Annotated in this window: 26 protein-coding genes and 1 pseudogene; 11 read left to right on the top strand and 16 right to left on the bottom strand. The window is 68.9% G+C overall.

Annotated features, from left to right (window positions below):
* The first annotated feature begins 191 nt into the window (after positions 1–191).
* From DTL70_RS12505 to DTL70_RS12485, 5 genes and pseudogenes are all read left to right on the top strand, one after another.
* Positions 192–563, top strand: a complete 372-nt coding sequence (locus DTL70_RS12505; RefSeq protein WP_147266772.1) for a hypothetical protein — start codon at positions 192–194, stop codon at positions 561–563.
* A 261-nt stretch (positions 564–824) separates the two neighbouring features.
* A pseudogene (locus tag DTL70_RS12500) lies at positions 825–1,132 on the top strand (transposase); the annotation flags it as partial.
* 72 nt (positions 1,133–1,204) lie between these two features.
* Positions 1,205–1,621: a nuclear transport factor 2 family protein gene (locus DTL70_RS12495; protein WP_114021986.1), complete on the top strand. Its 417-nt coding sequence runs from the start codon at positions 1,205–1,207 to the stop codon at positions 1,619–1,621.
* Between the two features lie 211 nt (positions 1,622–1,832).
* Positions 1,833–2,741: a zinc-binding dehydrogenase gene (locus tag DTL70_RS12490; protein WP_114021985.1), complete on the top strand. Its 909-nt coding sequence runs from the start codon at positions 1,833–1,835 to the stop codon at positions 2,739–2,741.
* 70 nt (positions 2,742–2,811) lie between these two features.
* Positions 2,812–3,729: an AraC family transcriptional regulator gene (locus DTL70_RS12485; RefSeq protein WP_114021984.1), complete on the top strand. Its 918-nt coding sequence runs from the start codon at positions 2,812–2,814 to the stop codon at positions 3,727–3,729.
* A gap of 384 nt (positions 3,730–4,113) precedes the next feature.
* Here DTL70_RS12485 and DTL70_RS12475 read toward each other — a convergent pair whose 3' ends face one another.
* From DTL70_RS12475 to DTL70_RS12405, 14 genes are all read right to left on the bottom strand, one after another.
* Positions 4,114–5,376 (bottom strand): tyrosine-type recombinase/integrase, encoded by a 1,263-nt coding sequence (locus DTL70_RS12475; protein WP_114021983.1) that lies wholly within the window; start codon positions 5,374–5,376, stop codon positions 4,114–4,116.
* A gap of 121 nt (positions 5,377–5,497) precedes the next feature.
* The gene (locus DTL70_RS12470; RefSeq protein WP_114021993.1) at positions 5,498–5,914 is read right to left on the bottom strand and encodes a helix-turn-helix transcriptional regulator; all 417 of its coding nucleotides are present in this window, start codon (positions 5,912–5,914) and stop codon (positions 5,498–5,500) included.
* 593 nt (positions 5,915–6,507) lie between these two features.
* Entirely contained in the window at positions 6,508–7,338 is an 831-nt protein-coding gene (locus DTL70_RS12460) for a glycosyltransferase family 2 protein (protein WP_114021992.1), read from the bottom strand.
* A gap of 122 nt (positions 7,339–7,460) precedes the next feature.
* A complete protein-coding gene (locus tag DTL70_RS12455) occupies positions 7,461–8,279 on the bottom strand; it encodes a nucleoside phosphorylase (protein WP_114021982.1) in 819 nt (272 codons plus the stop codon).
* Entirely contained in the window at positions 8,276–10,078 is a 1,803-nt protein-coding gene (locus tag DTL70_RS12450; RefSeq protein ID WP_114021981.1) for a B12-binding domain-containing radical SAM protein, read from the bottom strand. Before DTL70_RS12450 ends, DTL70_RS12455 begins: the two co-directional genes overlap by 4 nt.
* 13 nt (positions 10,079–10,091) lie before the next feature.
* Positions 10,092–11,300 carry a DegT/DnrJ/EryC1/StrS family aminotransferase gene (locus tag DTL70_RS12445; RefSeq protein WP_114021980.1) on the bottom strand — a complete coding sequence of 403 codons (1,209 nt, stop codon included), beginning with the start codon at positions 11,298–11,300 and terminating at the stop codon, positions 10,092–10,094.
* A complete protein-coding gene (locus tag DTL70_RS12440) occupies positions 11,300–11,800 on the bottom strand; it encodes an RpiB/LacA/LacB family sugar-phosphate isomerase (RefSeq protein WP_114021979.1) in 501 nt (166 codons plus the stop codon). Before DTL70_RS12440 ends, DTL70_RS12445 begins: the two co-directional genes overlap by 1 nt.
* Positions 11,793–12,776: an MvdC/MvdD family ATP grasp protein gene (locus DTL70_RS12435; RefSeq protein WP_114021978.1), complete on the bottom strand. Its 984-nt coding sequence runs from the start codon at positions 12,774–12,776 to the stop codon at positions 11,793–11,795. The genes DTL70_RS12440 and DTL70_RS12435 overlap by 8 nt, the downstream gene beginning before the upstream one ends.
* A 107-nt stretch (positions 12,777–12,883) precedes the next feature.
* Positions 12,884–13,129, bottom strand: coding sequence for a hypothetical protein (locus DTL70_RS12430; protein WP_114021977.1), 246 nt, complete (start codon positions 13,127–13,129; stop codon positions 12,884–12,886).
* Between the two features lie 101 nt (positions 13,130–13,230).
* The gene (locus DTL70_RS12425; RefSeq protein ID WP_114021976.1) at positions 13,231–13,884 is read right to left on the bottom strand and encodes a hypothetical protein; all 654 of its coding nucleotides are present in this window, start codon (positions 13,882–13,884) and stop codon (positions 13,231–13,233) included.
* Positions 13,881–14,111, bottom strand: a complete 231-nt coding sequence (locus tag DTL70_RS33850) for a DUF5999 family protein (protein WP_114021975.1) — start codon at positions 14,109–14,111, stop codon at positions 13,881–13,883. The genes DTL70_RS12425 and DTL70_RS33850 overlap by 4 nt, the downstream gene beginning before the upstream one ends.
* Positions 14,112–14,405: 294 nt before the next feature.
* The gene (locus tag DTL70_RS12415; protein ID WP_114021974.1) at positions 14,406–14,870 is read right to left on the bottom strand and encodes a helix-turn-helix domain-containing protein; all 465 of its coding nucleotides are present in this window, start codon (positions 14,868–14,870) and stop codon (positions 14,406–14,408) included.
* Between the two features lie 36 nt (positions 14,871–14,906).
* The gene (locus DTL70_RS12410; protein WP_114021973.1) at positions 14,907–15,404 is read right to left on the bottom strand and encodes a hypothetical protein; all 498 of its coding nucleotides are present in this window, start codon (positions 15,402–15,404) and stop codon (positions 14,907–14,909) included.
* The gene (locus tag DTL70_RS12405) at positions 15,404–15,880 is read right to left on the bottom strand and encodes an ATP-binding protein (protein ID WP_114021972.1); all 477 of its coding nucleotides are present in this window, start codon (positions 15,878–15,880) and stop codon (positions 15,404–15,406) included. The genes DTL70_RS12410 and DTL70_RS12405 overlap by 1 nt, the downstream gene beginning before the upstream one ends.
* 192 nt (positions 15,881–16,072) lie before the next feature.
* Between DTL70_RS12405 and DTL70_RS12400 the strand changes: the two genes are divergently transcribed.
* Entirely contained in the window at positions 16,073–17,419 is a 1,347-nt protein-coding gene (locus tag DTL70_RS12400) for an NsdA family TPR-like regulatory protein (RefSeq protein ID WP_114021971.1), read from the top strand.
* Between the two features lie 5 nt (positions 17,420–17,424).
* Here the strand turns inward: DTL70_RS12400 and DTL70_RS12395 are convergent, their stop codons facing one another.
* Both DTL70_RS12395 and DTL70_RS12390 read right to left on the bottom strand, forming a co-directional pair.
* Positions 17,425–18,456: an NAD-dependent epimerase/dehydratase family protein gene (locus DTL70_RS12395; RefSeq protein WP_181860899.1), complete on the bottom strand. Its 1,032-nt coding sequence runs from the start codon at positions 18,454–18,456 to the stop codon at positions 17,425–17,427.
* Between the two features lie 419 nt (positions 18,457–18,875).
* A complete protein-coding gene (locus DTL70_RS12390; RefSeq protein ID WP_181860898.1) occupies positions 18,876–19,775 on the bottom strand; it encodes a MerR family transcriptional regulator in 900 nt (299 codons plus the stop codon).
* A 139-nt stretch (positions 19,776–19,914) separates the two neighbouring features.
* Here DTL70_RS12390 and DTL70_RS12385 point away from each other — a divergent pair, with 139 nt between their 5' ends.
* From DTL70_RS12385 to DTL70_RS12365, 5 genes are all read left to right on the top strand, one after another.
* The gene (locus tag DTL70_RS12385) at positions 19,915–20,154 is read left to right on the top strand and encodes a hypothetical protein (RefSeq protein WP_019359421.1); all 240 of its coding nucleotides are present in this window, start codon (positions 19,915–19,917) and stop codon (positions 20,152–20,154) included.
* 61 nt (positions 20,155–20,215) lie between these two features.
* Positions 20,216–21,475 (top strand): polyprenyl synthetase family protein, encoded by a 1,260-nt coding sequence (locus DTL70_RS12380; RefSeq protein WP_147266771.1) that lies wholly within the window; start codon positions 20,216–20,218, stop codon positions 21,473–21,475.
* The gene (gene crtI / locus DTL70_RS12375) at positions 21,472–23,043 is read left to right on the top strand and encodes a phytoene desaturase family protein (protein WP_114021968.1); all 1,572 of its coding nucleotides are present in this window, start codon (positions 21,472–21,474) and stop codon (positions 23,041–23,043) included. The genes DTL70_RS12380 and crtI overlap by 4 nt, the downstream gene beginning before the upstream one ends.
* Entirely contained in the window at positions 23,040–24,023 is a 984-nt protein-coding gene (locus tag DTL70_RS12370) for a phytoene/squalene synthase family protein (protein WP_114021967.1), read from the top strand. Before crtI ends, DTL70_RS12370 begins: the two co-directional genes overlap by 4 nt.
* Entirely contained in the window at positions 24,020–25,021 is a 1,002-nt protein-coding gene (locus DTL70_RS12365) for a Rieske (2Fe-2S) protein (RefSeq protein ID WP_114021966.1), read from the top strand. The genes DTL70_RS12370 and DTL70_RS12365 overlap by 4 nt, the downstream gene beginning before the upstream one ends.
* The last annotated feature ends 16 nt before the right edge of the window (positions 25,022–25,037 follow it).

The raw sequence follows: 25,037 nt of genomic DNA, 5'->3' as shown, positions 1-25,037 counted from the left end.
CACCCTCCGGTGATCGGCCCACTGCCCACCTGGCCTGCCATTGACCGGCAATAACGGCTCGATCTTCAGCCACTGCGCATCACTCAGCTCATGCCGTCGCACCATGCAGGACACCTGCCCAACACCACACCGATCCACCACCAAGAGCCACCAGAAACGGCCTAGCGCTCAGGCCGATCACCGTCACTGATATGCCCAAGGCTTTGTGCCAGGCCGATGAAACCGGTCTTGTGACCGTTCGGGCGCTACCGGCGTGGTGGCGGCAGCAGGTTGAGGAAGGCGCCTCGTCGCCGCTCACCGAGGAATTTGCACGGATTGGCGAGGAAGCACGCTCCGGCGACGTGTGCGGCGCTCGATGGGATCTCCGCAAGAGGGCTAGCGAACACCGCCCCCACTCCTGCGACCCGTACAGGGCGGCTGACCGGGCTGACGAACTGGACCGGACCGACAGCGGTCAGATCACCGCTACCCAGGCCCGGCTCGCTCTCCACCCCGTGCCGGCCGACCTCGCGGACTTCCACCGAGAAACGGACGCATTCGAGGAAATGGCGAAGGGCGGCTGACCGCAGTGAACAACCCCTTGTGCAGACCCGCAGGCGGCGGCGTTGCACGCCTCTCCGCCGAGGACTGCCCACTCCCGCGCGCGAGGAGATGGTCGCTGTCCAGGTGCGCGGAGAGGGCTGGGTGCACGCCCGAGAGGTGGGCGAGAAGTACGCCGACCGTCTCCTCGGACAGCGATGCGAGTATCACGACACCCCAGGCCCACGACGCTGAGGACGCGGCGCGCTGGGTCGCCCCCGCCGCGCTCCCGTATGAGCCCGCTCGCTCGGCCTCGCCGTGGCCCGAGACGCCGCAGGCCGGACAAACTCCACGGAGACAAGGGCTACGACTACCCCCACCTGCGGAGCTGGCTCTCCCTGCGACAGATCGGCCATCGCATCGCCCGCAGAGGCACCGAGTCCTCCCAGCGCCTGGGCCGACACCGTTGGGTCGTGGAACGAACGGTGTCCTGGCTGTCGGGATGCCGAGATGCCGACGCCTCCACCGCCGCTATGAACGCAACCCCGAGCACTTCCTCGCCTTCACGGCCATCGCAGCAACCCTCATATGCCACCGCCGCGTCACGAGTTGAAATAGCGTCCAGAGAGGTGCGGCGGGCCGCACCTCCTGATCCTGCTCGTGTTCGCTGACGTACGGTTCCTGGATGAGTGACGCCCGTGCAGAAATCCAGGACCTCAACAGCCGCTACGCGATCGCCTTCGACTCCGGGCAGCTCGATGAGTCCGTCGGCTGCTGGGTCGAGGACGGCGTTTTGGACGAGTCCGAAACCGGCTTCGGACTGTTCGAAGGCCGCGAGGCGATTCGCGCCTTCTTCCGCGACACGCTCATGGCGAACTCCACGCACGTCGTCCACATGATGTTCAACCACCTGATCACCAGCATCGAGGGCGACCACGGTGAAGGCCGGGTCAACTGCCTCGTGGAGATTGTGAAGACCGACGGCAGTCGCTCCCGCGCTCACGTCACGTACAACGATCGCTACATCCGGGCCGAAGGCGAGTGGAAGTTCGCCAGTCGCGTCATCACCTCGGCCTTCCCACACACGGTACTCACGGGCTGACGCGCGGGCAGTCGCTGCGGACCTCCCCGGCATCCCGGGGCAGTCCGTGACGTCTGACACTGATTGTCAACTGATTGATTCTCACGGGTCTGGTCGCTGTCCCGGTCCTGCGAAAGGGTTCCAAGAAGGCGGCAGTGCGGCATCTGCGCACTCGATCTGCTGCCGCGCCGAGTGTTCAGGCGTACCCACGAGAGAAGGAAACACACCCCTGATGCACGCCCTTGTGGTCGATCACAGTGAGGCCGGCCCCGTCCGGTTCGCCGATGTCGATGAGCCCGTACCGTCCGCCGGTGAGGCGTTGGTGGAGATACGGCACATCGGTCTCAACTTCGGAGAGCTGAATTACGTGCACCAGTGGCCGGCCGGCGCTGTGCACGGTCACGACGCGGCCGGCATCGTGGTGCGCGCCGCGTCCGACGGCTCGGGGCCGCCCGCAGGTACGCGCGTCGCAGTGGGAATGGCCCCCCACGCGTGGGCGGAGCGGGTGGCAGTCAGCCCCGCCTCGCTCGGCACCGTCCCCGAGGGGGTCGATCTGGCCCACGCCGCGGCGCTGGGGATCGCCGGAGTCACCCCTCTGCGAGTGCTGCGCAAGCGTTCCCTGCTGGCGCGCAACGTTCTGGTCACCGGCGCTAGCGGGGGCGTGGGGCGCTTCGCCGTCCAGCTGGCGGCCCTGGCGGGCGCCCGGGTGACGGCACTCGTCGGTTCGCCGGAGCGGGCCGACGGACTCCGTGAACTCGGCGCCGACAGGGTCCTGACCGACCTGGCCGAGACCGGGGACCGGTTCGACCTCGTCCTGGACACGGTCGGCGGACCACTGGTGGCCCGGGCGTGGAGTTCCCTCGCCGAGGGGGGCACCATCCACCTGGTCGGCTACTCCTCGGGGCAGGAAACCACCTTCCCGGCAGAGGTCTTGTTCGGCTTCGGCGAACCCCGCAGCATCGCCACCTACGGGGACATGACGCCGACCGGCGGGGAGCTGACGGACCTGTTGGGCCTCATGGCCGCCGGGAGGCTCTCGGCGCCAGTCGGACTGCGAGGCGACTGGCAGGACGTGGACAACGCCGTCCGGGCGCTGTTCGCGCGGAAGGTGCACGGAAAGGTCGTTCTTGACGTGGTCTGACGCTGCAGGCGAGGACACATGCGCCTCGCCCGCCGGCGGGCGGTTCGCGGCGGTGGACGAGAATGGACCCATGGATGTGCTGGCGGAGGTCTTGCGTGTTTCGGGTGCGCGTGGAGGGCTCGGGGTCGTGCTGAAGGCCGGCGGAACCTGGGGCCTGTGGCTGGACTCCTACCCAGGGGCGGCGCTGCACGTGGTGTCCCGCGGCACCATGTGGCTCCACGTCACGGGCGAGGAACCTCTTGAGGTGCGGGCCGGAGACGCCGTCCTGGTGTCGCCGGGCACCGCACACGGGATAGCCGGCGGAGCCAGTGTGACGATGGGCTCCTGCGACCGTGAGGCAGCGGCCCGGTCCTTTGCCGATGGCCGGGCCCTGCGGCTGGGCTCGGCGCCGGTGCAGACGGAAGTAATCGTCCTGCACTACGAGCAGGACCCGGAGGTGCGCACACCGGTGCTCACCTCCCTCGCCCGGCCGATTCATGTCGCAGCCCGCCAGAACGCGCAGCTCGCAAGGACCGTCGGACTTCTCGCTGCTGAGCTCGCACAGCCGCAGATCGGCACCACCGCCGCCGTCAACAGCATCGTCGACCTGCTGCTCGTCCAGTTCGTACGTGCCTGGCTGGCCCGCCACCCGCAGGAGCGGTCCGGCTCATGGCTGGGAGCGATGCGTGATCCGGTCGTGCGCGACGCTCTGGCGTGTGTCCACGCCCAACCGGAGCACCCCTGGACCACGGAGGCCCTGGCCGCCGCGACGAACGTCTCCCGGGCGACGCTGTCCAGGCGCTTCCGGTCCGCCCTCGGACAGACGCCGGGCGCATACGTGACGCAGTGGCGCATCGACCTGGCGTCCGTCCGGCTCCGCGATACCGATGAGCCCGTCGAGTCGATCTCCGGCGCGGTCGGATACGGCTCTCCGCACGCTTTCAGCCGTGCCTTCAGACGTGCCCGAGGCACGGCCCCGGGCGAATATCGTTCTCGACTTCGCAGGTGATCTGGCCTCGACTGGTAGGAACATCGGTACAGCGATTGGCGCTGAGAACGATCATGGTCCGGGTGTGAGTGCGCTGACCCGGTTCTCGTACTCGCGGCGGGCCTTGCGCCGGGCCGGGATCGTGGGGAGGCCGTGGCCGCCGTCGAGCGGCTGGCAGCGGTCGAGGAGTCGGCGGTGTAGGCAAGAGCGCTCGGATCACTCCTGGGCTGCCTCCGGCGCTGGCCAGAGGCCCGTGCCAGGGTGAAGCCCCAGGTGGGGGCGGACGAGTCGGCCTGTACGCCGGGTTCTGGCCCGCTGCTGGCAGAGTAAGGCTGTGACCTGCGTTTCAGGGCCGACGGGCCGGGCCGCCCAACGCTCTGGGACTTGTGAGGGACTTTTCCTCGTTCAGGGACTTACCGGTGCGTCCGAGAGCCAGGACTGCAGCGACTTCATGCCCCGCGCGCCGGCCTGCGGCATGAAGTGTGTGTAGGTGCGGAGAGTGAAGGCCGGGTCGGAATGACCGAGCCACTTCGCGAGCGAGACGATCGACTCGCCGGCTTCCAGCATGATGGAGGCGTACGTGTGACGAAGCACATGGAAGCCGTGCTCACGGCTGGGCTCCCAGACCCTGGACGGCTTCTCACCCTCCGCCGGTACAGCGAGGGGTGAGATGACGCCTGCGGCAGCGAGCGCCGGCTTCCACGTTTTCGTGTTCCACACCGACCGGTTGATCACCGACTGTCGGGTGGTGTAGACGAGCAGTGGGACCGTTACCAAGCGTCGCTGAGATCGGGGAACGTCCGGTTCTTCCGGATCGAGCCAAGGCAGGGTGACGTTGACCGGAGGGAAGCGCTCCTGGTGGCTGATGATGCGCTTGGCCAGAGACGGAGGGAGCGGCACGTCCCGCTCCTTACCTCCCTTGGGCGGGCCGAAGTAGAGCTGCGACTTATACCTGATGACTTGCCTTTCGATGTGAGCGAAGTCCTCATGCACGTCGTCCGTGCTGAGGGCGAATGCCTCCCCTTGCCTCAGTCCTGACCCCAAGCCGAGGTCGGCCGTGACCTGATACCGCTCGGGCAGATGCCCCCTCACGCGTTCGACACGGTCCCGATGCCACGCCCGCGCCTTCCTCTCCGGCCTCTTTGGTGGCTTGATCGAGCGGCTGCCCTTGCAGGGGTTGCGGTACAGCCGCTTGTCCTCGACGGCGGCTTCGAGGATGGCCTTCAAGTAGACCCAGGCCAGGTGCGCGGTACCCGCTCCGACCTCACGCTGGATGTCAGCAGACCAGCGACGGAGCTCAGCGACGCCAATGTCCCGCAGGGCGAGATTGCCCAGGTGCGGTAGCAAATGGCCCCAGATGCGGTACTGCATGCTCTCCAGTGTCTGTGCTGGATGAATTTGTGAGGGCCACCAGTGCTTCTCGACGTACTCGCTGAGGCTGATCGCGCCGTCGCGTGCGTCCACGAAGTCGCTACGTCGCGAGTCGGTTTGGGCCTCGGCAAGCCAAGCTTTGGCGTCCGCGACCGTGTCGAACGAACGGTCCCGAACCTCGGGAATCCCCTTTACGCGGTACCGAGTGCACTTCCCCCAAAGCGTGGTGCGTTCGCGCTTCCCGGTTTCCTTGTTCGGACGCTTCCTTAGCCACCTGTCTTCTATGTAACCAGGCAATGGTGTTCTTGCTCCTTGGGTCACTCGCGTTGGTTGCACGACTGATGCTTGTAACGCCTCGCCCATCGCGTTCGAATCCCGACGCGGGCGGTGAGTTTCGTGATCGTCGACGGTTGAAGCGTTACCGATTCCAGCGCGGAGTTCGACGCTGCGGTGGCCTGCTGAACGGGCTACGGGAGGGATTGGACCGGGAGTCCGCAGACTCCTGCGCGGCCACCCACTCTTCCAGAGCGGATATGCGGTACATCACTCGACCACCCATACGGAAGCTAGGCGGACCCTGCCTGCGGTGCCTCCACACGTAAAGGGTGTTGGCCGAGATGCCGAGATATTGGGCGGCTTTCGACAGTGTGAGAAAAGACGGTGGTGGCAGGTGCGGTTGGTACTCGGACACGTGGACTCCCGTCTCGCTGTCGGTGTAAGGGGAGTGTCCACGGGAAAGACGACTTGGTGGCGCCGAGGTTTTGTGGTAACTGAGGTCTGTCTTCCCAGCGATAGCGAATGCCCGGCGTGGCTTCCGCTGGCCAGGGTGAAGCATGCGCATGTGGGCAGGTGGTTGCTTGCGGCCAGGTGGTTGCTGAGGGGAAGCCGGGCTGCCGCTTGGATCGCTGTGGAGAACACACCAGGCGCTTCCCAGCATGGCGGGGTCTTCGGACCAAGACCGTCTCTAGAATTCAGCACCACCCCTGGCTGATCTCATCGAACACCGGCGCATGTTCGGCTGCAGGTTGTGCGACCGCACGCGGGCTCAGTTCAGAGGAACCTCGGGCTGAGGGCTTCCTCGACGTAAGTCGGCCGCTCGTGTAGGGGGCGCCATATGTCTTGTTAACCAGCATGACGACCGTCCACATCGGGCTCCTGATCCTCTACACCGACCGTATTGAAGAAACCCATGAGCTCTACAGCGCCATGGGTCTGGTCTTCGTCGAGGAAAGAGCACGTGTCCGGGCCCGTTCACTACTCTGCCTCGCTGCCCGGTGGTGTGGTCGTTGAGGTGTACCCCGCGACCGGTCGGCGGCCCGCTTCCAGCGTCCGGCTCGGCTGCCACGTCGTGGGGCAAGAGAGCCCGCCGTTGTCTGCGAGGCGGCACGTGCTGAAAGGTCCAGACGGCCGGGCGGTAGTGCTACCTGGTCAGAGAATCGGTGGGCGGCCCGCACGAGCCAGGCGGGCGACGGTGCGCCATGTCATTCGGGAGCGTGTCCCATGCCCCCCGCGTAGGCCCTCGACGAAACCGGCCAGGGAGGCCCGTAGAGCGGCTATGTCGCGGAGGCGCCACAGGTTCAGCAGCAGCCAGGCTGACAGGTTGAGCGGGACCAAGGCGATAGGGAGGTTGCGTCGGGCGAGCCAGACCCGGTTGCGGGCGTTGAGCCGGTAGAAGGTGGCGTGGCGGGCCGGGTCGGTGGCGGGGTGGTGGACGACGACGTCGGGCATGTAGCGGCCGGTGTAGCCCTGGTTCCACAGCCGCCAGGCCAGGTCCACGCCTTCGTGGAAGAGGAAGAAGTGGCCGGGCCAGCCGCCGGCGTTGTCGTAGGCGGTGTGGCGCACCATGACGACGCCCTCGGCCATGACCGTGACGGTGCCGGGGCGGGTTGGATCGGCGGCGCGCAGGCGGGGGACCCAGCGGCGCAGGGTGGTGCCGGTCTCCGGGTCCGCGATGCGGGGCTGGACGTACGCCAAGCCGGGGTCGGCTGCGAGCGCGTCGGCCAGGGTCCGGAGGGCGTGGGGCTCTGGCAGATGGGCGTCGTTGTCGAAGAAGAACAGGTAGTCGCCTTTGACCGCGTTGGCGCCGACGTTGCGGCCCTCGGGGATGCCTACGTTCTCCTGCAGGGAGACGGTACGTACTCCCTCTGGTACGTGTTCGGGGGTGCAGCCGTTGCCCACGACGACGATGTCGAGTTCGACGTCCTCCTGCGCCGTGAGGGAGGCCATCGCCCGGGGAAACTCGACAGGCCGGTCGTTCATCGTCAGCACGACAGCGCCGATGGCGGGGAGAGTCACGTGGGCGGTCCTTTGCAGCGGATGGAGACGCGACCGGCGGGCCGCGCCCCCTTCTGGTGAACGGCGGGTTACGGCTGGAGGACACCTTAATGCGCTTGGTGTGCGCCTGCCGACGCTCGAACGCAGGCGCTGAGGGCATCCAAGGAGGCGGACAGGAGGGCGCACAGACTGGTGAAGGTGCGGGGCTGGGTCTGCCGGGGCCGACGGTCGATGAGGGAGTCGGCTATGGCGAAGGCAGCGGCTGCGTCGATAGCTCGGTGAGCGGCGGCGGCGAACACCCCGGCCGCTTCCATGTCAGCGGTCAGGATGCCGTCGGTGCGGTAGCGGGTGATCTCTGGGACGGTCTCACGGTAGGGCGCATCGGTGCTCCACCCGTCTCCGAGCCGGAAGGGGACTCCTGCGGCACGCAGCGCGGCTACCAGGTGCTGCGTCAGGCCGGCTGAAGCGATAGCGCTGCGTCCGGGGGGCAAGTAGTGGTGAGAGACGCCTTCGTCGCGCAGGCCGGCGTTACAGACCGCGGTGTCGCCGGGGATCATGTCCGGTTGGAGAGTGGCTGCGGTGCCGACCGTGATCACGCGGGTGATGCCTAGGGCAACGAGTTGTTCGAGGACCAGAACGGCGGCCGGTGCGCCGATGCCGAACCCTCCGCAGATGCCGAGAGTGCGGCCGTCGTGTTGGACGATCAGCAGCTGCCCGCGGACCCACCCCTCAAGCACGCGCGGGCGGTAGCGGTGGAGCGCGTACTCCAAGAGGCGCGGTTGGTAGACCATCGCCACCCCGTCGAGTCCGCTGAGACTCGCCCCGTGACCGTGGATGCTGCAAACCCAGGCGGCGTGTTCGGCCGGGTCGGGGGCGGCTGGGTGGGTGTGCTTGTCGGGGAAGAGGGGGAACGTCGGCTGTCTCACCGTCCCTCCCTGGCCAGGATCGCGTCGGTGAACTGCTGCTCGGCGTCGCGGTTGACGTGGTTGATGGTGTGCCAGGGCAGGACCGGTTCGTCCATGTGCCGCAGGTGCCGGTTGTAGTCCAGGCCGCGTTTGTCCAGTGCTTCCACGAGCTGGTCCTTGGTCAGGGTGCGCAGATCGGTGCCGGCGGTGTAGAGGTCTTCCAGGACGTGTCCGATACGGCGGTCCCCGCGGGAGCAGACGACTTCGAGGTGCATGCGGCTGGTGTCTCCGGGCACGACCCGGTAGTGCTGCGTGTACTGCTCCTCTCCGACGAGCGTGCGCAGCCTGTCGGCGATCTGCTTGGCGTAGTCCTCGACGAGGTCCGGGTCGGCCATGCGCAGCCGCTGGCTGGGAGTGCCCGGTTTGGGCATGAATTGGTGCAGTTTGACGATGACGCTGCCGTCCGCGTGGCCCAGCCGTTCGCGTACGTCGCGGGCGTAGTCGGCGATGGCCAGCCGGTCTGCGGGGTGCTCGCCGGGCGCTCCGACGATGAAGTACAACATGATCGTGTTGATGTCTTCGCTGGCCCGGCACAGGTCGATCGCCTTGTTCACGCGTTCGCGGGTCTGCGTCTTTCCGTAGAGGGCGACCAGGTCGCCGGCGGCCCATTCCGGTGCGATGGTGATGATGCCGCGGGCCTGGGACAGGTTCAGCTCGGTGAACAGGTGCCCGAAGTCGCCCAGTTCGGTGACGGAGTCCAGGTAGTGGGCGCTGAGTTCGTCCGCGCGGACTGACCCGATGATGGTGGTGACCTTGCGTCCGTCGGCAGCGGCCCGCTGCGCGTAGGCGTGGATGTGTTCGAGGAGTTCCTGCCGGTGGCGGTACTGGGTGAACGTCGGCGCGCTGATGATGACTTTCTCGACCTGGAGGTCCTCCAGGCGGTCGACGTAGCGGGTGAGCATGTCCAGCGGGGCCTGCCGGAAGGGCGGGACGCCCAGGTTGCAGAAGCCGCAGGAGTGGCGGCATCCGACCACGGGGTGGAGGCCGGCGGCTGTCCCGTCGGTGAGGGGGTAGGTGAAGTGCGCCGGGTGGAGGTCGCCCACCTCCAGGTACTGGGCGTGCACGGCCTCCGGAGCCGTCGGAGCCTTGGGCTGGACGTGGCGGACACCGCCGCCGGGGAGGAAGTCGGGGGCGTACAACGACGGCACGTACAGGCCCGGCACGCCGACGATCTGTTCGTACAGCGGGGCGTGGGCTGCGCTGGGCTGGGCGCGGTAGGCGTGCAGGATGCGCAGCAGCTCGGGCAGGGAGCGTTCGGCTTCGCCGAGGGCGACCACGTCGAGGTAGTCGGCCATCGGCTCGGGGTCGGCCAGTCCGCTGTTGCCGCCGACGACGAGCGGATGGACGCCGGGCAGCCGGTCGGCCGCTCGCCTGGGAACGCCGGCCAGGTCCAGCAGGCGGAAGACGCTGTGCAGGTCTCCGCTGTTGATCACCGACAGGCCAAGGACGTCGGCCTCGCTCACCGGGAGGGGTGATTCGATGCTGCGGTACGGCTCGCCATCCGGGATGACGAGCTGGTTGCCGTCCCGGACCAGGCAGTCGTACTGGATGGCCCGTTCGGCGAGGGCCGGGATGTCCTCGCTCCTGTTGATCAGGTCGTACAGGCTCATCGGGCCGTTGCACATGAGGCTGTAGGGGTGTCCGAACGGCATGACGAACACCATGCGCAGTAACCCGGCCGGGTCGGTGTGCGGGTAGGGCGGGGTGAGCTGCATCTCGTGGGCGCGGATGCCGTCGATCTCTTCGGTCTGCTGGGACATGGCCGTTGCTCCCTCAGTCGGTGGTGCCGTACGTGCGGGCGATGTGGGCGGTGGCCTGCTCGATGGCGTCGCAGACCGCCGCCTCCTCTGGGGGTCGCATGCGTGGGTGCATGCAGGGGCACAGCAGACGGGCGGCGAGCTGTTCGGCGCGCGGGCAGCGCTGCCCGCGGGTGTGGTCACGGATCAGGCGGTGGCCGAGGTAGGTGGGCGGATCGTTGACGATGCTGCCGACGCCATACCGGGCGGCCAACAGCTCCATCAGCTCATCGCGGCCAGCCCCGGCCCAGGGCTCGGGGACCAAGAGGTTGTGCCGGTAGTACAGATGCCGCCGGTCGCCCACGGTGGGCGGCAGCGTCAGTTCCGCAGTGCCGGCCAGGCAGCGGGATCGCTCGTGTGCCCGGGCAATACGGGCGTCGTTCATCCGATCCAGCCGAGCAAGCTGCACCAGCCCGACCGCCGCTTGGGCCTTGCTCATCATCTGGTTGGTGCCCCAGCGCTCCCGGCCGCCATAGGTGCGCAGCCATCGCAGCTGCTCGCCCAGGGCCGGGTCGTTGGTGGTGACCATGCCGCCTTGGCCCAGGGTGGTCATCAGCTTCTTCGACTCGAAGGAAAAGACGGTCGCCCAGCCCTCCGACCCCAACCGCGGGCCCGCGGGGGTCCGGCCGCCGCACGCGCGGGCGGCGTCCACGATCACCACCGGCGGCCCGTGTACCGGGTGGGGATGACGTTCGGCGAGGTCCAGGAAAGGCCGCAGGTCGGCACATGCCCCGTTCCAGTGGGTGACCAGAATGGCCCGGGTGCGGGGCGTGATCACCCGCTCCGCATCGGCGGGGTCGAGGTTGAGCGTAACCGGTTCGGGCTCGGCCAGGATCAGCCGGCCGCCCTGGCTGATGACCGCGAGGTGCGGCCCGACGAAGTTGAGCGCGCAGGAGATCACCTCGTCCCCGGGTGCGAGCCTCAGGTGGTGCAGCACCATCTCCAGGGCGGTGCCGCCCGAGTTGAACGCCACGGCATGCCGTGCTCCGGTGTACGTGGCGAAGGCCGCCTCGAACGGGTCGCTGTAGGACGTGGCTCTCCATCCGGTGCGCCAATCCGCGGACTCGGCCAGGACCCGGCGCAGCGCATCGTGCTCGGCTTCCGTGTACCAGCCGCCTTGCGCGGGTTCTACGGGCCACCGCAGAGCATGGAGAGAGCGGGGAACGGTGGAGGGATCGGTGGGCATCAGCCTCTCCCTTGCATGTAGTGGCTGGCACGACGTTCCAGTGCCGTGATCGCCTCGACTTTCTTGGCAGCCGAGGAGGTGCTGTCGAACCGGTAGGTCAGCCACTCCGCGACAAGGCGGCGGGCGAGCTGGAGCCCGACGACGCCCTGTCCCAGCGCCAGCACCTGTGCGCTGTTCGAGAGGACCGCGGCCTGGACGGAGAGTGAGTCGTGGGCGGTGACGGCGCGGACGCCCGGCACCTTGTTCGCGGCCACGGCCATGCCCAGTCCCGTGTGGCACACCAGCAGTGCGCGGTCCGCCTCCCCGCACGCGACGAGCTGAGCAGCCGCGAAAGCGACCTCCGGGTAGGTGGCCGCAGACTGCTGGCCGGGGCTACCCTCGACGACACAACCCACCAGGCGGTGAGCGTGCAGATCACTCGTCAAGACGGACTTGTAGGCATCGCCGGCACGGTCGGAGCCGACTGCCACACGCAGCGTTCCGTACTCGGTGTCACCCACAGGCTTCCACCGCCCGGTCGTTTCGTGCCGGAGAGAGGGTCCCACCCAGAAGTTGGGCCAACGCGGTGGTGATGCCCAGGTCGGGAAGTGCGGTTTCGAGCCAAGACCAACGGCCTGCCGGGTTGAGGTCCACCAGCCACCAGGTGCCACCGCCGTCGACCAACAGGTCGACGGTCGCATACGCAAGGCCATAGGAGTCCATGAGGTCGGCGATCCCTTGCCTCACCTCGGTCGGCAGGGGGGTGACCGAGTACGACAGCGACTCGTAGTCGGCGCGGAAGTCTTCGCGCGCGCGGGCGCTGTGGGCGTCGATGCGGACCGGGAACGTGCTGGGCCCGATGACTGTCAGCCGCACCTCGTACGCTTTGTCGATGCGACGCTGGACTTGGTGGACCGCGCTCTCGACCGTCTCGTCGAGCCCGTCCGGCGGCAGCGAAGTGGTGAAGAAGGTGCGCGCGCTGCCGTCCGGCAAGCTGATCTGAGGGCTCGCCAGGGCTTTCCCGACCAGCTCGCCGGGGGAACCGGACGCGAACTGTGCCGCGCTGGCATAGCTGTTGCCGATCCACGTGGCGGGCACCCGCAGGCCGCACTCGGTGGCTCGCGCCAGCACGCCGGCTTTGTTCTGGGCCGCTGTGACACGTTCGGGGTGGTTGAGGTGCAGGCACGGCAGCGCGTGCAGTACACCGGTGAGCCCGGCGACGGTCTCGCGCTGCGCCCAGTCACGGATGTCGCGGGGGCGCAGGCTGGTGTGGGCCAGGGGCGAGGGGTGCCACCACCACACGGCGCCGATGTCCTCAAGGCACACGTGATGTGCGCCGGTGCTCAGCGTGCCGTGCCACCCGGCAGGGCCGTGGCTGGCCGCCAGCGTGACCGGCTCACGGGCAGGGTCGAAACGCAGCACCGGGGCGCCGAGACTCCCGAGCTCCAGGACCACCTTGTCGGCGGCCAGGTCGTCAGCAGACGTCAGGACGACCACAGCTCCGGGGACAGACATGGGGACTCCTATCAGTCTGGGGCGGGGTGGCGGGCTCGCGGCTGAGCCCACCACCTCAGGGCGTGCTGCCTTCAGTGGCAAGCGGGCTGCTACCACCAGTTGGTGATCATCGGCTCGGGGTCGTCGCCGGGCCTCCCGCTCACGGTGACCGCGGTCTTCTGCGCAGAAGCGCCCGGGTGGGCCTGCACGAGAGGCGCCCCGTCGGGCGCCATGGTGACCTGGGCCGCGGTGCTGTACGCGCTGCCGGCGGCCTCGGGCGCGGTGGGGGCCACCGGTCCTTCGAACAGCCGCGCGGCGAACGGCAGGGCAAGGTCCGGACTTGAGATGGTCGGCATGTCAGATTCCTCTTTCTCGGTTCTCTCGGTGAGGGTGCTGCGCTCCAGGCGGAAAGCCCGGAGACGGCTCGGGGCGAGCGAAAACGTGCTTCCGCAGCCAGTCACGCGGTGAGGTGGAGGTCGTCCAAGTCGATGGCCTCCACGCCGTGCAGGGTGCTGACGTCCCGGGCGGCGAGGGTCCAGCGGATGTGTGGATCGCCGAATCCCACGAAAGTGAGCCCGTCTCTCGTGCCGCTGTAGCGGATCTTCAGAGTCTTCGGGTGGTGGAGGAGGCCAGCCACGCCCCAGGGCTGGAAGTGCCGGACCAAGGCAGCCACGTGGCCTCGGCGCAGATGCGGGCAGTCACGGACCGACTCGGCTGCACAGCTCTCATGCACGGGGGGTGAGGCGGTCCGCTCTCCCTCGCGGATGGGTGTCTCCCCACGCGCGAGGACCATGTGCCGCTCGTCGCTCCTGTCGAAGGTGTCAGCGCCGCAGACCTGGCAGAGCATGTGACTCATCGCCTGCCGCTGACGCAGCGGATGGACACTGCCCAGCCGCGCCCGCCCCCGCCCCCGCGCGAGGGGCGCCCTGACCCACAGGACGCCGTTTCGCCGGTCGACCCCGCCCGTGCGCGCCTCACCCAGGTAGCCAATGCCCGCGCCGCCGACGCCATGCCGCCGCTCGACCGGTGTCGGCATGAAGGTGTCCTCGTACTGCCAGGACGCGACGTAAGGCACGCGCAGGCCGTCTTCGTAGTACTGCTGAGGGCTCATGCGGCGGTCAGGAGGTGATCACCGAGCGGACGGTGCGGGCCGACGACGCGGCCATCCGGCAGCAGCTCTCCCGTGTCATCGAACAGGACTACGCCATTGCACAGGAGCGACCACCCCTGCTCAGGGTGGAAGGCCACAGGCTGCGCTGCTTCCCTGTCGCCTGCCTCCGCGGTCGGGCAGGACGGCTGGTGCGGACACCCCTCGGGAACGCGCGGAGCGGGAGTCATGGTGGTAGTGCCTTTCGTCGCGGTAGGTAGCGGTGTTGAGGCCGGCCGCCGCTCCTCCAGCCCATGTGAGCGGCGGCCGGGGCGCTCGCCCCCGGGGGGTACCGGTACGGGTCGGCAGGCGGGGACGGCGCCGCCCCCCTCGGGGGCGGCCGGCGTCCCCGGCCAGGTCTCGGGAGCGCGCCGGGGAGGAAGCCCATCTGGAGGGTCGTCTCCGCCAAGTGGCGTGCACCCGGGCGAGGGGGCCTGCGCGGCAGAGACGACCGGTCTATGAGGTAAGGCGGCGACCACCGCGGGTCAGGGCAGCCACGTCAGCACCTGCTTCTCGGTCAGGACCTGGTGCTGCCACGTCCGCGTGACAAGGTGAGCCGGGTTGACCGCCCTCGCAGCCGCCAGGAGTTCACGGCCGTCTCGGCGAACGGTGTTGAGCGGCCGAGTGAGCTGCGCCGCCATCTGGGTCGCGCTCATCCCCTGGGCGATGAAGGGCACGAGGGCGCGCTGCTCGGGAGTCAGGAGCAGTTGCTCAGGCGGCAACGGCATCGGCTGGGTGATGGCGTTGACGGCGTAGCCGGCCGCGATCGCGGACTCGGTACTGCGGGCGCCGAACAGCTTGGACTTCGCCAGGTCGAGGTAGCCCCGGGCCGTACCCTCCCGAAGCCGGAGCCGGCTTGCGACCTCTCCGAGGGTGTTTCCCCCTGCTAAGCCTGCGAGGACCTGCCGTTCCCGGGGTGCGAGCTGGGGTCTGGCGACAGAAATGGTCACAGAGGTGCTCCTTGCCGGGAGGAGTGGTGGGGCGTGTCACGCGTCGTCTCCCATCAGGTCGAGGACGTCGAGGATCGCGAAGGCGTACCGCCGCAGGTGCGCGACGGCCTGGTCGGGTGGCGGGCGCTCGTCAGCGAGAGCGATCAGGCGCGCGATCTCCCGGATGGGGCAGACCGCGGTACGGTGCGGTGCGAGCTGCTTGAGCTCGGTCGTCGCGCTGCGGAAGTGGTCGGTGATCCGCGCTGCCTCTGCTGGGTCCATAGGCGGGGCGCTGCCGCGCCGACAACGCCGCGGTAGCGGAAGCCGGAGGCGTACCAAGACGTCGTCGAGCTTGGGGCGGCGGAGGCTGTCGGGGGCGGGCTGGGCCCGTTCGCCGACGATCTGCTCCAGCACGTTGTAGAGGTCGTCGCCGATGCCTTCCTCCGCCGCCAGCCAGCGGCGCATGGAGCCCAGGTACTTGACCAGCGTCTCGGTGTCGGTGGAGAACCGGCGTCGCACCAGCGTGGCGGCGGTGGCGTCGTCTACGGCGATCATCAGGCCCTCCGAGCGAGGCGGAAGGAGCACCAGGTCGTACGGCCGTCGCGGCTGACGCCCCAGCTCTGCGCGAGGGCAGCGACGAGAAGCAGCCCGCGGCCGGAGAGGTCATCAACGTCGGGGCAGCGCAGTTGAGCGGGCTCCGGGTTGTCGTCGGTGACCTCGATGCGCACCTCGTCGAGAACGCGCAGCACCCGCGCTTCGATGTCGCCATCGCCGTGCTCCAGCGCGTTGGCGAGCAGTTCGGAGACAGCGAGTTGGACATCCTCGACTAACTGCGTGGGCAGGTTCCAAGATCGCAGGATGGTGCCAGCGGTGCGTCGTATTTCGGGGACACGGGCACTGTCCGGTGCGAAGGCCACCGCGAAGGCCCGCGAGGTCTGCGGCAGGAGCTCACTGGAGTCTGACGTCCCGGTCGGCGGGCGCTTCGTCCTGTCCCTCTTCTCCACCGTCTTCGTGAGCACATGCACGCTCATCGGTTCCTCCTCGTCGCGAGGTGAACACACAGAGTTCAAGAGAGGGGGACGTGTTGGCTAGGACGGGAAGTTGGACTTCTCCAGGACTTGCATGTCTCAGGAGGACTTCTTGTCGGCCTTCTGTTTGCGCACCGTTTCCTACAGCAGACTGAGGCGGTATCCCGGGAGGGAACCGAATCTGCGGAGGGGGCCATGAACGGCGAGGACCGCACGCTGCTCTGCGAGTTGGCAACTGCGCAGGGCATCAAAGCCCACAGCAAGTTCAGTGAGGCTTATCGTGCCGCCGCGAGCGACCTGACCCGCCGTGGGGCGGATGTGGCTCCAGCACCGACCCAGCGGCACTTGACCCGCCTTCTCAAGGTGGGTGCCGTCAAGACGGAGCCCTTCGCGCCGACCGTCCGGGTTCTGGAATACATGTTCCAGCGGCCCATCGCTGAACTGCTGAGTCCCGCCCCTACGTCCCAGTCGGCCCCGGTAGACGCCGTTTCGCAGACCCGTGCGCCCAACGAAAGTGAACTGCTGATGACCGCTCAGGACGCCGCTGCACACGCAGGCCAGGCCGCTTCTCTCCACCTGGACGAGATGAGCCTCGACCAGCTCGACGACGACCTGGTCGTTCTCGCCCGCTCCTACGGAATGACCGCCCCGTCACAGACCTACGAACGCGCGAAGACACTGCTCCAAGCTGCGCAAAGCATGCTGGAGCGGACGAGCTCACCACAGCAGCACACCCGCCTCTACTATGCGGCAGCGCAAGCTACGGCGCTGCTCAGTGCAGTCTCCTTCGACCTGGGCGCGATGGCACCCGCGGTCTCCCTCGCGCGTTCTAGCGCGCAGTACGGCAAAACCATCGAAAACGGCCCTGTTCAGGCATATGCCCACGGAATGCTCGCCTTCATGGCCTTCTGGGAAGGGCGCCCCACTGGTGCAGTGCGCCTCGCCCGGCAGGCGCTGGAGTTCGGTGGCCTGGGGGACACTGCACGCCGCCGTCTGCTCGCCATCGAGGCGCGCGCACACGGGCATCTGCGCAACGACCGCGAGGCCCAGCGCGCCATACGCCAGGCGGGGGAGCAGGCGGCCGGCGACCGTGACGAGCTCCACGACGATATCGGTGGGGAGTTCGACTTCGACCTCGCTCGCACGGCGATGAGCAACGCCACCACGAGCTTGCTGCTGCGGGACGGCGAAGCAGCGGAAGCGTCCGCTACCGAAGCCCTCGCCTTGCTGAGCAACCGTCCCGAGAGCGAGCAGCCGATCGTGGTCTCCGGCCCGGCCGCCATCGACCTGGCCCGTGCGCGGCTGATGCGCCGGGAGGTTGAAGGCGCTGGTGAAGCGCTCGCTTCGGTCTTGCAGATTCCACCGGAGTGGCGCGGTGCGGGCCTACTGGAACGGTTGACCGCAGCCAGGATCGAGCTGACCAGCCCCGCGTTCGAGCGGGCTCCGGCCGCGGTCGACCTGGCGGAACGCATAGAGGAATTCAGCGCGCTGTCGCCGGCCCGCCGACTCGGAGCAGTCAGCCCCCTGGCAATCGAAGCCTGACCGTTCTACCGGCCGAGCGCGGCCAGGATCGCTCGTTCCTTCTCGGGCGAGATGCCGTGCTCGGCCCATCGCGGGTGTTCCACCGGCGTGCCACCTTCTGTCATCCATGCCCAGGTGTCTGCGACCGTGTCTGCCAGCGGTCTACAGACCAGCCCAGCAGCCTGCGCGCGCGTCGAGTCGATCCGCCATACGCCGGCATGCGTGCGCCATAGCGGCAGCTCCGTCCACTGCCTCACCTCGTGGTTCAGGAGCAGCTTGTCGGAAGCCCAGATCAGCTGTGCGTGTCCGCCCGTGGCCAGGACGCACGCTGTCAGCAGATCGCTCATAGTCGCCTGGTCGACTGGTGCGACGCAGTTGTAGGCGCCTCCGCTGTCGGCAACCGCCTGGTCGAGAGCAAACGCAGCCACATCCCGCACGTCGATCGGCTGGATGGTCTTCTCTGGTGCCCCAGGAGCCAGCATGCGACCACCGCGGGAAGCACGGCGCAACCACCAGGGAAGCCGTCCGACGTACTCACGTGGCCCCAGGATGACACCCGGGCGCAAAACGCTCGTTCTCCCGAGGCCGTATACGGTAGTAACTGCACGCTCAGCGCCCGCTTTCTGCCGACCGTAATGCCAGTCGGGACCTGTCCAGTCGGCCGGGAGGCGGCCGTAATCGGCACCGGCGTCCGGAGGGCCGTCCAGCAGCTCAGAGCCTTCCGTCAACGACTCGTTTGGCCAACCGCGATAGGCGTTCACTGTGCTGATGTAGACGTACCGCCTGGCGACTCGTTCCAGGACTCGGGCCCCTGCAAGGACATCGCGTGGGGCCAGCTCGGACGCGGATGTGTCCACGACGGCGTCCCAGGGCCCTGCGGAAGCAAGCCGTTCGAGATCTGCGGCAATGGTTCGATCGCCATGCACCGGGCTGGCGCCGTCCGGGACCGCTCCGGTCCTGCCGCGGTTGAATACGTGCACCTCCCACCCTCGGCTCATAGCCTCGTGTGCGACCGCGTGCCCGAGGAACCATCCACCGCCCAGCACAAGGAGTCTCATGCCTGCGATCCTGCCCGAACGGTCACCCGATCAGCCAGAGTCCCGTGACGGCTTGCCTGCGCGGCCTCGGCCGGTTCCTGGGCAGGGGGGCGTTTCGCCGACAGCTTGGCCGGTCTCGTCAGCACCCCCTTTCTGGCGGTGAGCTGAGGAGACACACTGTGCTGCGGAGTGCAGGACTATGTGGCGGGCCACGAGGTCATTGCGGCCATCGCCTTGCGCGCTGGGGAGGAACTGCGCCTGCCGCACCAGCTGGTACCACTGGATTCGGCCTGGAGTATTCGGTGGTGCGGATGGCCACCGCGCTGACGGGTTGGGTGCCACGCCCCGGCCGGCGTCGTGGCCGAGGCCTGGAAGTGTCCCAGTCAGCTCGACAGTTCGACTGCCAGAAACGGTCGGTTGAGTCGTCTGCGGCGTGGCGATCAGATGCCGGTGAGGACGTCGAGGGTTTGAGGCAGGGTCTGGAGCACGGATGCGGCGTGTCCGGTGCAAGGGGAGCAGGGCCATCCTGGTCCCGCCGGGTAGACCAGTGCGCTCGCGCTGCTGGCAGCGTCTTGCAGCATGCCGGTGTCGGCTGTGGCCGGGTCGCGTGCCCACAGCACGGTGGCGTGTGGCTGGGTACGGGAGATGGCTTCGATCAGGTAGCGGGAAGGAAGGCTGCCGAGCAGGACGCTGGTGTAGCTGCGGTCTGCCAGGGCGGCAGCCAAGGCGGTCAGGGGCAGAGTGTGCTGTTCGTCGGAGGTGGCTGCCAGCAGCACGAGCGGGGCCTGTGCTGACGGGTTCGGGGCGTGGGCTTGGGCGTGCTGGCGCAGGGCGGCTTCGAGGAGGCCGCTGGTCATGTGCTCGATCTCGACTCCGCAGCCGGTCTTCTCCCAGTGCTCGCCGATCGCCACCAGAGCGGGGGCGAAGACGGTCGTCCACGCCAGCGCGGCGCCCTGGCGGGCGAGCGCGGCTGCGGCCAGGCGTGTGACGGCTTCGGGGTCGAAGGCGTCCATCGCCGCGCGCAGATCCTGTGCGCTGACCGGCACGGACCCTGTGGAGTCCGGCGGGGGGCCGGCCGAGACTGCGCGGGCTGCCTGGGCGGCGGCGACGCCTTGGCGGACAAGATGGAGCATGCGATCCAGCCGCTGTAGGTCTTCCAGCGAGTAGCGCCGGTGGCCACCGGGGGTACGGCCGGAGGGCTCCAGGCCATAGCGGGTCCCCCAGGCGCGCAGGGTCGCCGCTTTGGTCTGTAGCCGCTGGGCCGCGACACCCACCGAGAACAGGCTCACCTCCGCCTCGGGCGTTGCCGAGGTCCGACAGGGTGTCGCGTGCGTGCTCATGCGCGCCATATTCCGGCGACCGGGCCGCACGTCGCAACATCGCAAGGCACGAACGGGTGCATAAGTTCTGTCGAGGTTTGCCGCTTTCGGGGGCAGGTTACTCGTCGTGTCGTCCGGTCACAACGGAGAAAGGGACGGCATGATCGTCAAGAAACTGCATGAAGCAGGACTACGCAGCGAGCACGCCTACTTGGGAGCGTTCGCGTCGATCGGCGCCTCCTTCGTCACCTGGCTGACCTCCAACAAGGCCGAGCACGCCGGTATGGACCGCGCGGACCGTTGGGGCATCTTCGTCGGCGAGTGGGCCCCGACCTTCTTCGCTCTTGGGCTGGCACTGTCCCAGTACGAGCGCAGCGAGGGCACCTTGTCCTCCCAGTGATCGTGCAACGGCCACCGCACCACCGCGGTCGTCGTCTGGCTGGAGCTGCCGGACGGCACGGATGAGTGACCTCGTCAGCGCAGGTGTTGTGCATGTCGGCGAAACCGAAGGGAGTGCGATGCGGCACGACGGCCCGGTCCGGACCGCACCACCGCTGCCGGACACACGCATCACCCCGGCCTGCGAGGCGGACGAGACGCCGCCGGGCTCTTGTGCGCGGAGCGTCGCCGCACGTGTCGAACGTGTCCTCGACACCCATTTGGCGCAGCGCCGCACGGAAAGCGCCGCGCTGACTGCCGCGTTCGCCGACGAAGTCGTCCACCATCTCACCCGGCTCGTCCTGGGAGGCGGGAAGCGGCTGAGGCCGGCGTTCCTGTGGTGTGGTTGGCACGCGGCAGGAGCAGCCGACGTCTCGGCAGACGCCGTACTGGAGATCGGTGCGGCGCTGGAGTTGCTGCAGGGCTGCGCGCTCATCCACGACGACCTCATGGACTCCGCGACAAGTCGTCGGGGCCGGCCCGCCCTGCACGTCGCTTTTCAGGCCGTGCACCGCAGCCGGGGCGCAAGTGGCTCGGCCGAGGCGTTCGGATACTCGGCTGCTCTGCTGGCTGGTGACCTGGCACTGGCATGGGCACAGGACTTGTGGGAGCAGACGGACCTGCCGCAGCCCTCTCGGCAGCGGACGCGTCGCTTGTGGCAGGCGATGCGCACCGAAATGGTCGCCGGACAGTACCTTGACCTGCGTTCCCAGGCTGACGGCGCAAGCTGCCCGGACGAGGCGCTGCGCACTGCCTACCTCAAGTCCGGTCTGTACACGGTGCAGCGCCCGTTGTTGCTGGGCGCCACGCTCGGCGGAGCATCCGCTGACCTCAGCGCGGGGCTGGAACGGGTCGGCCGGTGCGCCGGACTGGCCTTCCAGCTGGCAGACGATGTGGCCGATCTTTTCGGGAACGAGCAGCAGTTGGGCAGGCGGACCGGGGAAGACGTCCGGCAGGGCAAGCCGACCTACTTGATGACCGTGGCGTTGGAGGCCGCCAGCCGCGGCGGTCACCGCACAGCGCAGCAAGTCCTGACCCGCGCACAAGGGAATCCCGAGTTGAGCGAGGACGGACTCGACGAGGTCCGCGCAGCGGTGACGCAGGTAGGTGCCCGCGGCCACGTCGAAAAACTGGTCCGCGAGCTGGCGGACGAAGCCCGGGAGGCGGTCGCCGAGTCGGCCATGCCCCGGGCGGCAGCCGACAGCCTCACCGCGCTGGTCGGCGCCACCCTTCGTGCGGCTCCGCCCCGACACGCGAGCGCCGAGGGGGTAGATCCGGTATGAAGGCAGTGCGTGGCCCCAGCGACCATGTCGTTGTGGTGGGAGCCGGTTTGTCGGGCCTGTCGGCAGCGCTGCATCTGCTGGCGGAGGGGCGGTCGGTGACCGTCGTGGAAGCGGCACAGGCCCCCGGCGGCCGGGCCGGTCTCGACGACATGTCCGGCTACCGCATCGATACGGGGCCCACGGTGCTGACCATGCCCGACCTTGTCGAGGAGGCGATGGCCGCAGCGGGCGCCCGGATGAGCGACCATCTCGACCTGGTGCGGCTGGACCCGGCCTACCGGGCGCTGTTCGCGGACGGGTCCCGCATCGACGTGCACACCGACCCCGACGCCATGGAAGCCGAGATCGCACAGGTGGCCGGCCAGCGGGAAGCGGCGGGCTACCGTCGTCTGCGCAGCTGGCTGCACCACCTGTACCGCGTACAGATGCGCACCTTCATCGACGCCAACTTCGACTCACCGCTCGGGCTGCTGACCCCGGACCTGGCCCGGCTGGCCGCACTGGGCGGCTTCGGCACCTGGCATGGCCGCATCTCCCGCTACCTGTCTGATGAGCGGTTGCAGCGCCTCTTCTCCTTCCAGGCCCTGTACGCGGGGGTGCCACCCGCCCGGGCGCTGGCCGCCTACGCGGTCATCGCCTACATGGACACGGTGGCCGGCGTGTGGTTTCCCAAAGGGGGTATGCACGCGCTGCCCCGCGCGATGGCCGCGGCCGCAGCCGCGGCCGGTGCCCGCTTTCGCTACGGCGACCGTGTCGTGTCGCTGGAGCGCTCCGGCGGCCGCGCGAGGGCGGTGCGCACCGAGCACGGTCAGCGCCTCGCTTGCGACGCGCTCATCCTCACCTGCGATCTGCCCGTCGCTCACAGGCTGCTGGGCGCGGCACCGCGCAGGCCCATCCCGCTGCGGTACGCGCCCTCGGCCGTGCTGCTGCACACCGGTGCGGCCACCACGTGGCCGCAGCTGAGCCACCACACCCTTTCCTTCGGCCATGCCTGGAAGCACACCTTCCGCCAGGTGACCCGCACCGGCGAGTTGATGAGCGACCCTTCCTTGCTGATCACCCGCCCCACGAGTACCGACCCCGGCTTGGCGCCACCGGGGCGGCATCTGCACTATCTGCTGGCCCCTTGCCCCAACCTGCACCGGGGCCGCTTCGACTGGGACCGGCTGGGACCCCGCTATCGCGACCATCTGTGCGCCACCCTGGAACAGCGCGGCCTGACCGGCTTCGGCCAGGACCTGGAAGTGGAAAAGGTGGTCACCCCGGCCGACTGGGCCCGGCAGGGCCTGGCCGCCGGAACCCCGTTCTCCGCCGCACACACCTTCGCCCAGACCGGCCCCTTCCGCCCCCGTAACCTGCCACGCGGCTGGGACAACGTCGTGCTGGCCGGATGTGGCACCACACCCGGCGTGGGCGTGCCCACCGTGCTGTTGTCCGGGAAACTCGCCGCCGCCCGCATCACCGGCACCCCTCACCGTCATCCGGACCGCGCTGGGGGCGGCAAACGTCTACCAGGCCAGCACCGCACGTCTCGTGCCCACCTCACATCCGAGGGAGGCTCCCGGTGACCACCCGCGAACTGGACGCCGCCGGGATCGACGACCTGCGGCTCCGGGCCGCCTACAGCCGCTGCCGGCGCATCAACGCGCAAGGCGGCGCCACCTACTTCCTGGCCACCCGCCTGCTGGCGCCCGCCCAGCGACCCGCCGTCCACGCACTGTACGGATTCGCTCGGTACGCCGACGACATCGTCGATGACCCGGATGCCTACGAGAACACCGACGCACGGGCCCGGGATCTGATGGCACTTCGCGCCTCCGTGGACGAAGCGCTCGCCACCGGCCGCAGCAGCCATCCGGTGCTGGCCGCACTGGCGCACACAGCGGCCCGCTACCGCATCGACCCGGCCTACTTCACCGCGTTCATGCGCTCCATGCGCATGGACCTGGACACCGCGGATTACCCGACGTGGGAGGCGCTGCGCTCCTACATGTACGGCTCCGCCGCCGTCATCGGCCTGCAACTGCTACCGATCCTGGGCACGACAGTCCCGAGGCGGGAGGCGGCTCCGCACGCCGCCTCCTTGGGGGTCGCCTTCCAGCTGACCAACTTCCTGCGGGATGTGGGGGAGGACCTTGACCGGGGCCGCATCTACCTGCCCGCCGACCTGCTGGCCGCCCACGGCGTCGACCGCCCCTTGCTGAACTGGTGCCGCCGCGCTGGGCACACCGACATGCGCGTCCGCGCCGCGCTACGGGAGATGATCGGCCTCACCCGCGGCATCTACCGGCACGCCGCCCGCGGCATCCGGCTGCTCGACCCGGCCTCCAGGCCGTGCGTGCACACCGCTTTCGTTCTCTACAGCGCCATTCTGACGCGCATCGAAGCCGCCGACTGCGCGATCATCGCACGCCGGACGATCGTGCCTCGCCCCTACAAGACCGCCGTCGCCGCGTGCGGTCTGGCCTCAGCCACCGCCCACCGGGCACGCCACCAGCACACCCACTCACCCCTTCGGCGCCAGGCTGTGGAAGGAGCAGCGACGTGACGCGCCCCACCCCATGGCGTAGTCCTCTGCGACTGGGCCGTTACCCCGACTGGAGTCAGCAGCCCTCCACATGGCAGGCGGCCAAACCGCGACTGATCGCCGACGCCTACGAGCGGGCCGCTGCCCGACCCACGGGGAACTGGTACGTGCTGGGTGCCAGCCGGCACCTGCCGCCCGGCCGTACCTGGGGCCGCACCGTCGTCGGCGAGGAGATCGTCGCCTGGCGCACCCCTGACGGCCACGTCGTGGCAGGTCCAGGTGCCTGCCCGCATCTGGGAGCTCCGCTGTGCCAGTCACCCGCGGTCGGGGAAGAGCTGATCTGCCACTGGCACGGACTGCGGCTCGGTCCCGAAGGCGGCCCCGGATGGTCTCCCCTGCCCGCCCATGATGACGGTGTCCTGGTGTGGGTGCGCCTGCCGGTACCCGGCAGCGAGTCCGGCTGGCCGAAGCCCGCGGTGCCCGCGCGGCCTTCCCCATCAGCAGCGATCGAGGCCGTCACCACGCTGATAGGCCGCTGCGAGCCGGAAGATGTGATCGCCAACCGGCTGGACCCCTGGCACGGCGCTTGGTTTCACCCCTACGCCTTCGCCCACCTGACCGTCCTGGAAGAACCCGGCCCCGAAAACGGCGACCGCTTCCTCGTCCAGGTCTCCTATCGCCTCAGCACCCGCGCGGCGGTACCCGTACTGGCGGAATTCACCGCACCGGGCCCGCGCACCATCGTGATGCGCATCCTGGAGGGCGAAGGCACCGGCTCCGTGGTGGAGACCCATGCGACTCCGCTGACCACACCCTCCGCCACCAGCCCCCGCACGGCCGTCGTCGAGGCGGTCATCGCCACCTCCCACCGCACCGGGTTCGCGGCGGCCCGGGCGGCCGCTCCCCTGCTGCGCCCGCTGATGCGGCGGGCAGCGGCACGGCTGTGGCGCGACGACCTGGCCTACGCCGAACGCCGCTGGCACCTGCGCAGCCGCGGCCGTTTCCCAGGGAAAGCCTGACCCAGCCCTGTATCCG

The sequence above is a fragment of the Streptomyces diacarni genome (assembly GCF_003323715.1).
GTDB lineage: Bacteria > Actinomycetota > Actinomycetes > Streptomycetales > Streptomycetaceae > Streptomyces > Streptomyces diacarni.
Note: the sequence above shows the minus strand (reverse complement) of the source record. Positions and strands in the feature narration are given on the sequence as shown.

Coding starts and splice junctions, on each gene's coding strand:
- DTL70_RS12505 (WP_147266772.1), top strand. CDS start 192: ATGCCCAAGGCTTTGTGCCAGGCCGATGAAACCGGTCTTGTGACCGTT.
- DTL70_RS12495 (WP_114021986.1), top strand. CDS start 1,205: ATGAGTGACGCCCGTGCAGAAATCCAGGACCTCAACAGCCGCTACGCG.
- DTL70_RS12490 (WP_114021985.1), top strand. CDS start 1,833: ATGCACGCCCTTGTGGTCGATCACAGTGAGGCCGGCCCCGTCCGGTTC.
- DTL70_RS12485 (WP_114021984.1), top strand. CDS start 2,812: ATGGATGTGCTGGCGGAGGTCTTGCGTGTTTCGGGTGCGCGTGGAGGG.
- DTL70_RS12470 (WP_114021993.1), bottom strand. CDS start 5,914: ATGCTTCACCCTGGCCAGCGGAAGCCACGCCGGGCATTCGCTATCGCT.
- DTL70_RS12460 (WP_114021992.1), bottom strand. CDS start 7,338: ATGAACGACCGGCCTGTCGAGTTTCCCCGGGCGATGGCCTCCCTCACG.
- DTL70_RS12450 (WP_114021981.1), bottom strand. CDS start 10,078: ATGTCCCAGCAGACCGAAGAGATCGACGGCATCCGCGCCCACGAGATG.
- DTL70_RS12445 (WP_114021980.1), bottom strand. CDS start 11,300: ATGCCCACCGATCCCTCCACCGTTCCCCGCTCTCTCCATGCTCTGCGG.
- DTL70_RS12430 (WP_114021977.1), bottom strand. CDS start 13,129: ATGCCGACCATCTCAAGTCCGGACCTTGCCCTGCCGTTCGCCGCGCGG.
- DTL70_RS12425 (WP_114021976.1), bottom strand. CDS start 13,884: ATGAGCCCTCAGCAGTACTACGAAGACGGCCTGCGCGTGCCTTACGTC.
- DTL70_RS33850 (WP_114021975.1), bottom strand. CDS start 14,111: ATGACTCCCGCTCCGCGCGTTCCCGAGGGGTGTCCGCACCAGCCGTCC.
- DTL70_RS12410 (WP_114021973.1), bottom strand. CDS start 15,404: ATGATCGCCGTAGACGACGCCACCGCCGCCACGCTGGTGCGACGCCGG.
- DTL70_RS12405 (WP_114021972.1), bottom strand. CDS start 15,880: ATGAGCGTGCATGTGCTCACGAAGACGGTGGAGAAGAGGGACAGGACG.
- DTL70_RS12400 (WP_114021971.1), top strand. CDS start 16,073: ATGAACGGCGAGGACCGCACGCTGCTCTGCGAGTTGGCAACTGCGCAG.
- DTL70_RS12395 (WP_181860899.1), bottom strand. CDS start 18,456: ATGAGACTCCTTGTGCTGGGCGGTGGATGGTTCCTCGGGCACGCGGTC.
- DTL70_RS12390 (WP_181860898.1), bottom strand. CDS start 19,775: ATGAGCACGCACGCGACACCCTGTCGGACCTCGGCAACGCCCGAGGCG.
- DTL70_RS12385 (WP_019359421.1), top strand. CDS start 19,915: ATGATCGTCAAGAAACTGCATGAAGCAGGACTACGCAGCGAGCACGCC.
- DTL70_RS12380 (WP_147266771.1), top strand. CDS start 20,216: ATGAGTGACCTCGTCAGCGCAGGTGTTGTGCATGTCGGCGAAACCGAA.
- crtI (WP_114021968.1), top strand. CDS start 21,472: ATGAAGGCAGTGCGTGGCCCCAGCGACCATGTCGTTGTGGTGGGAGCC.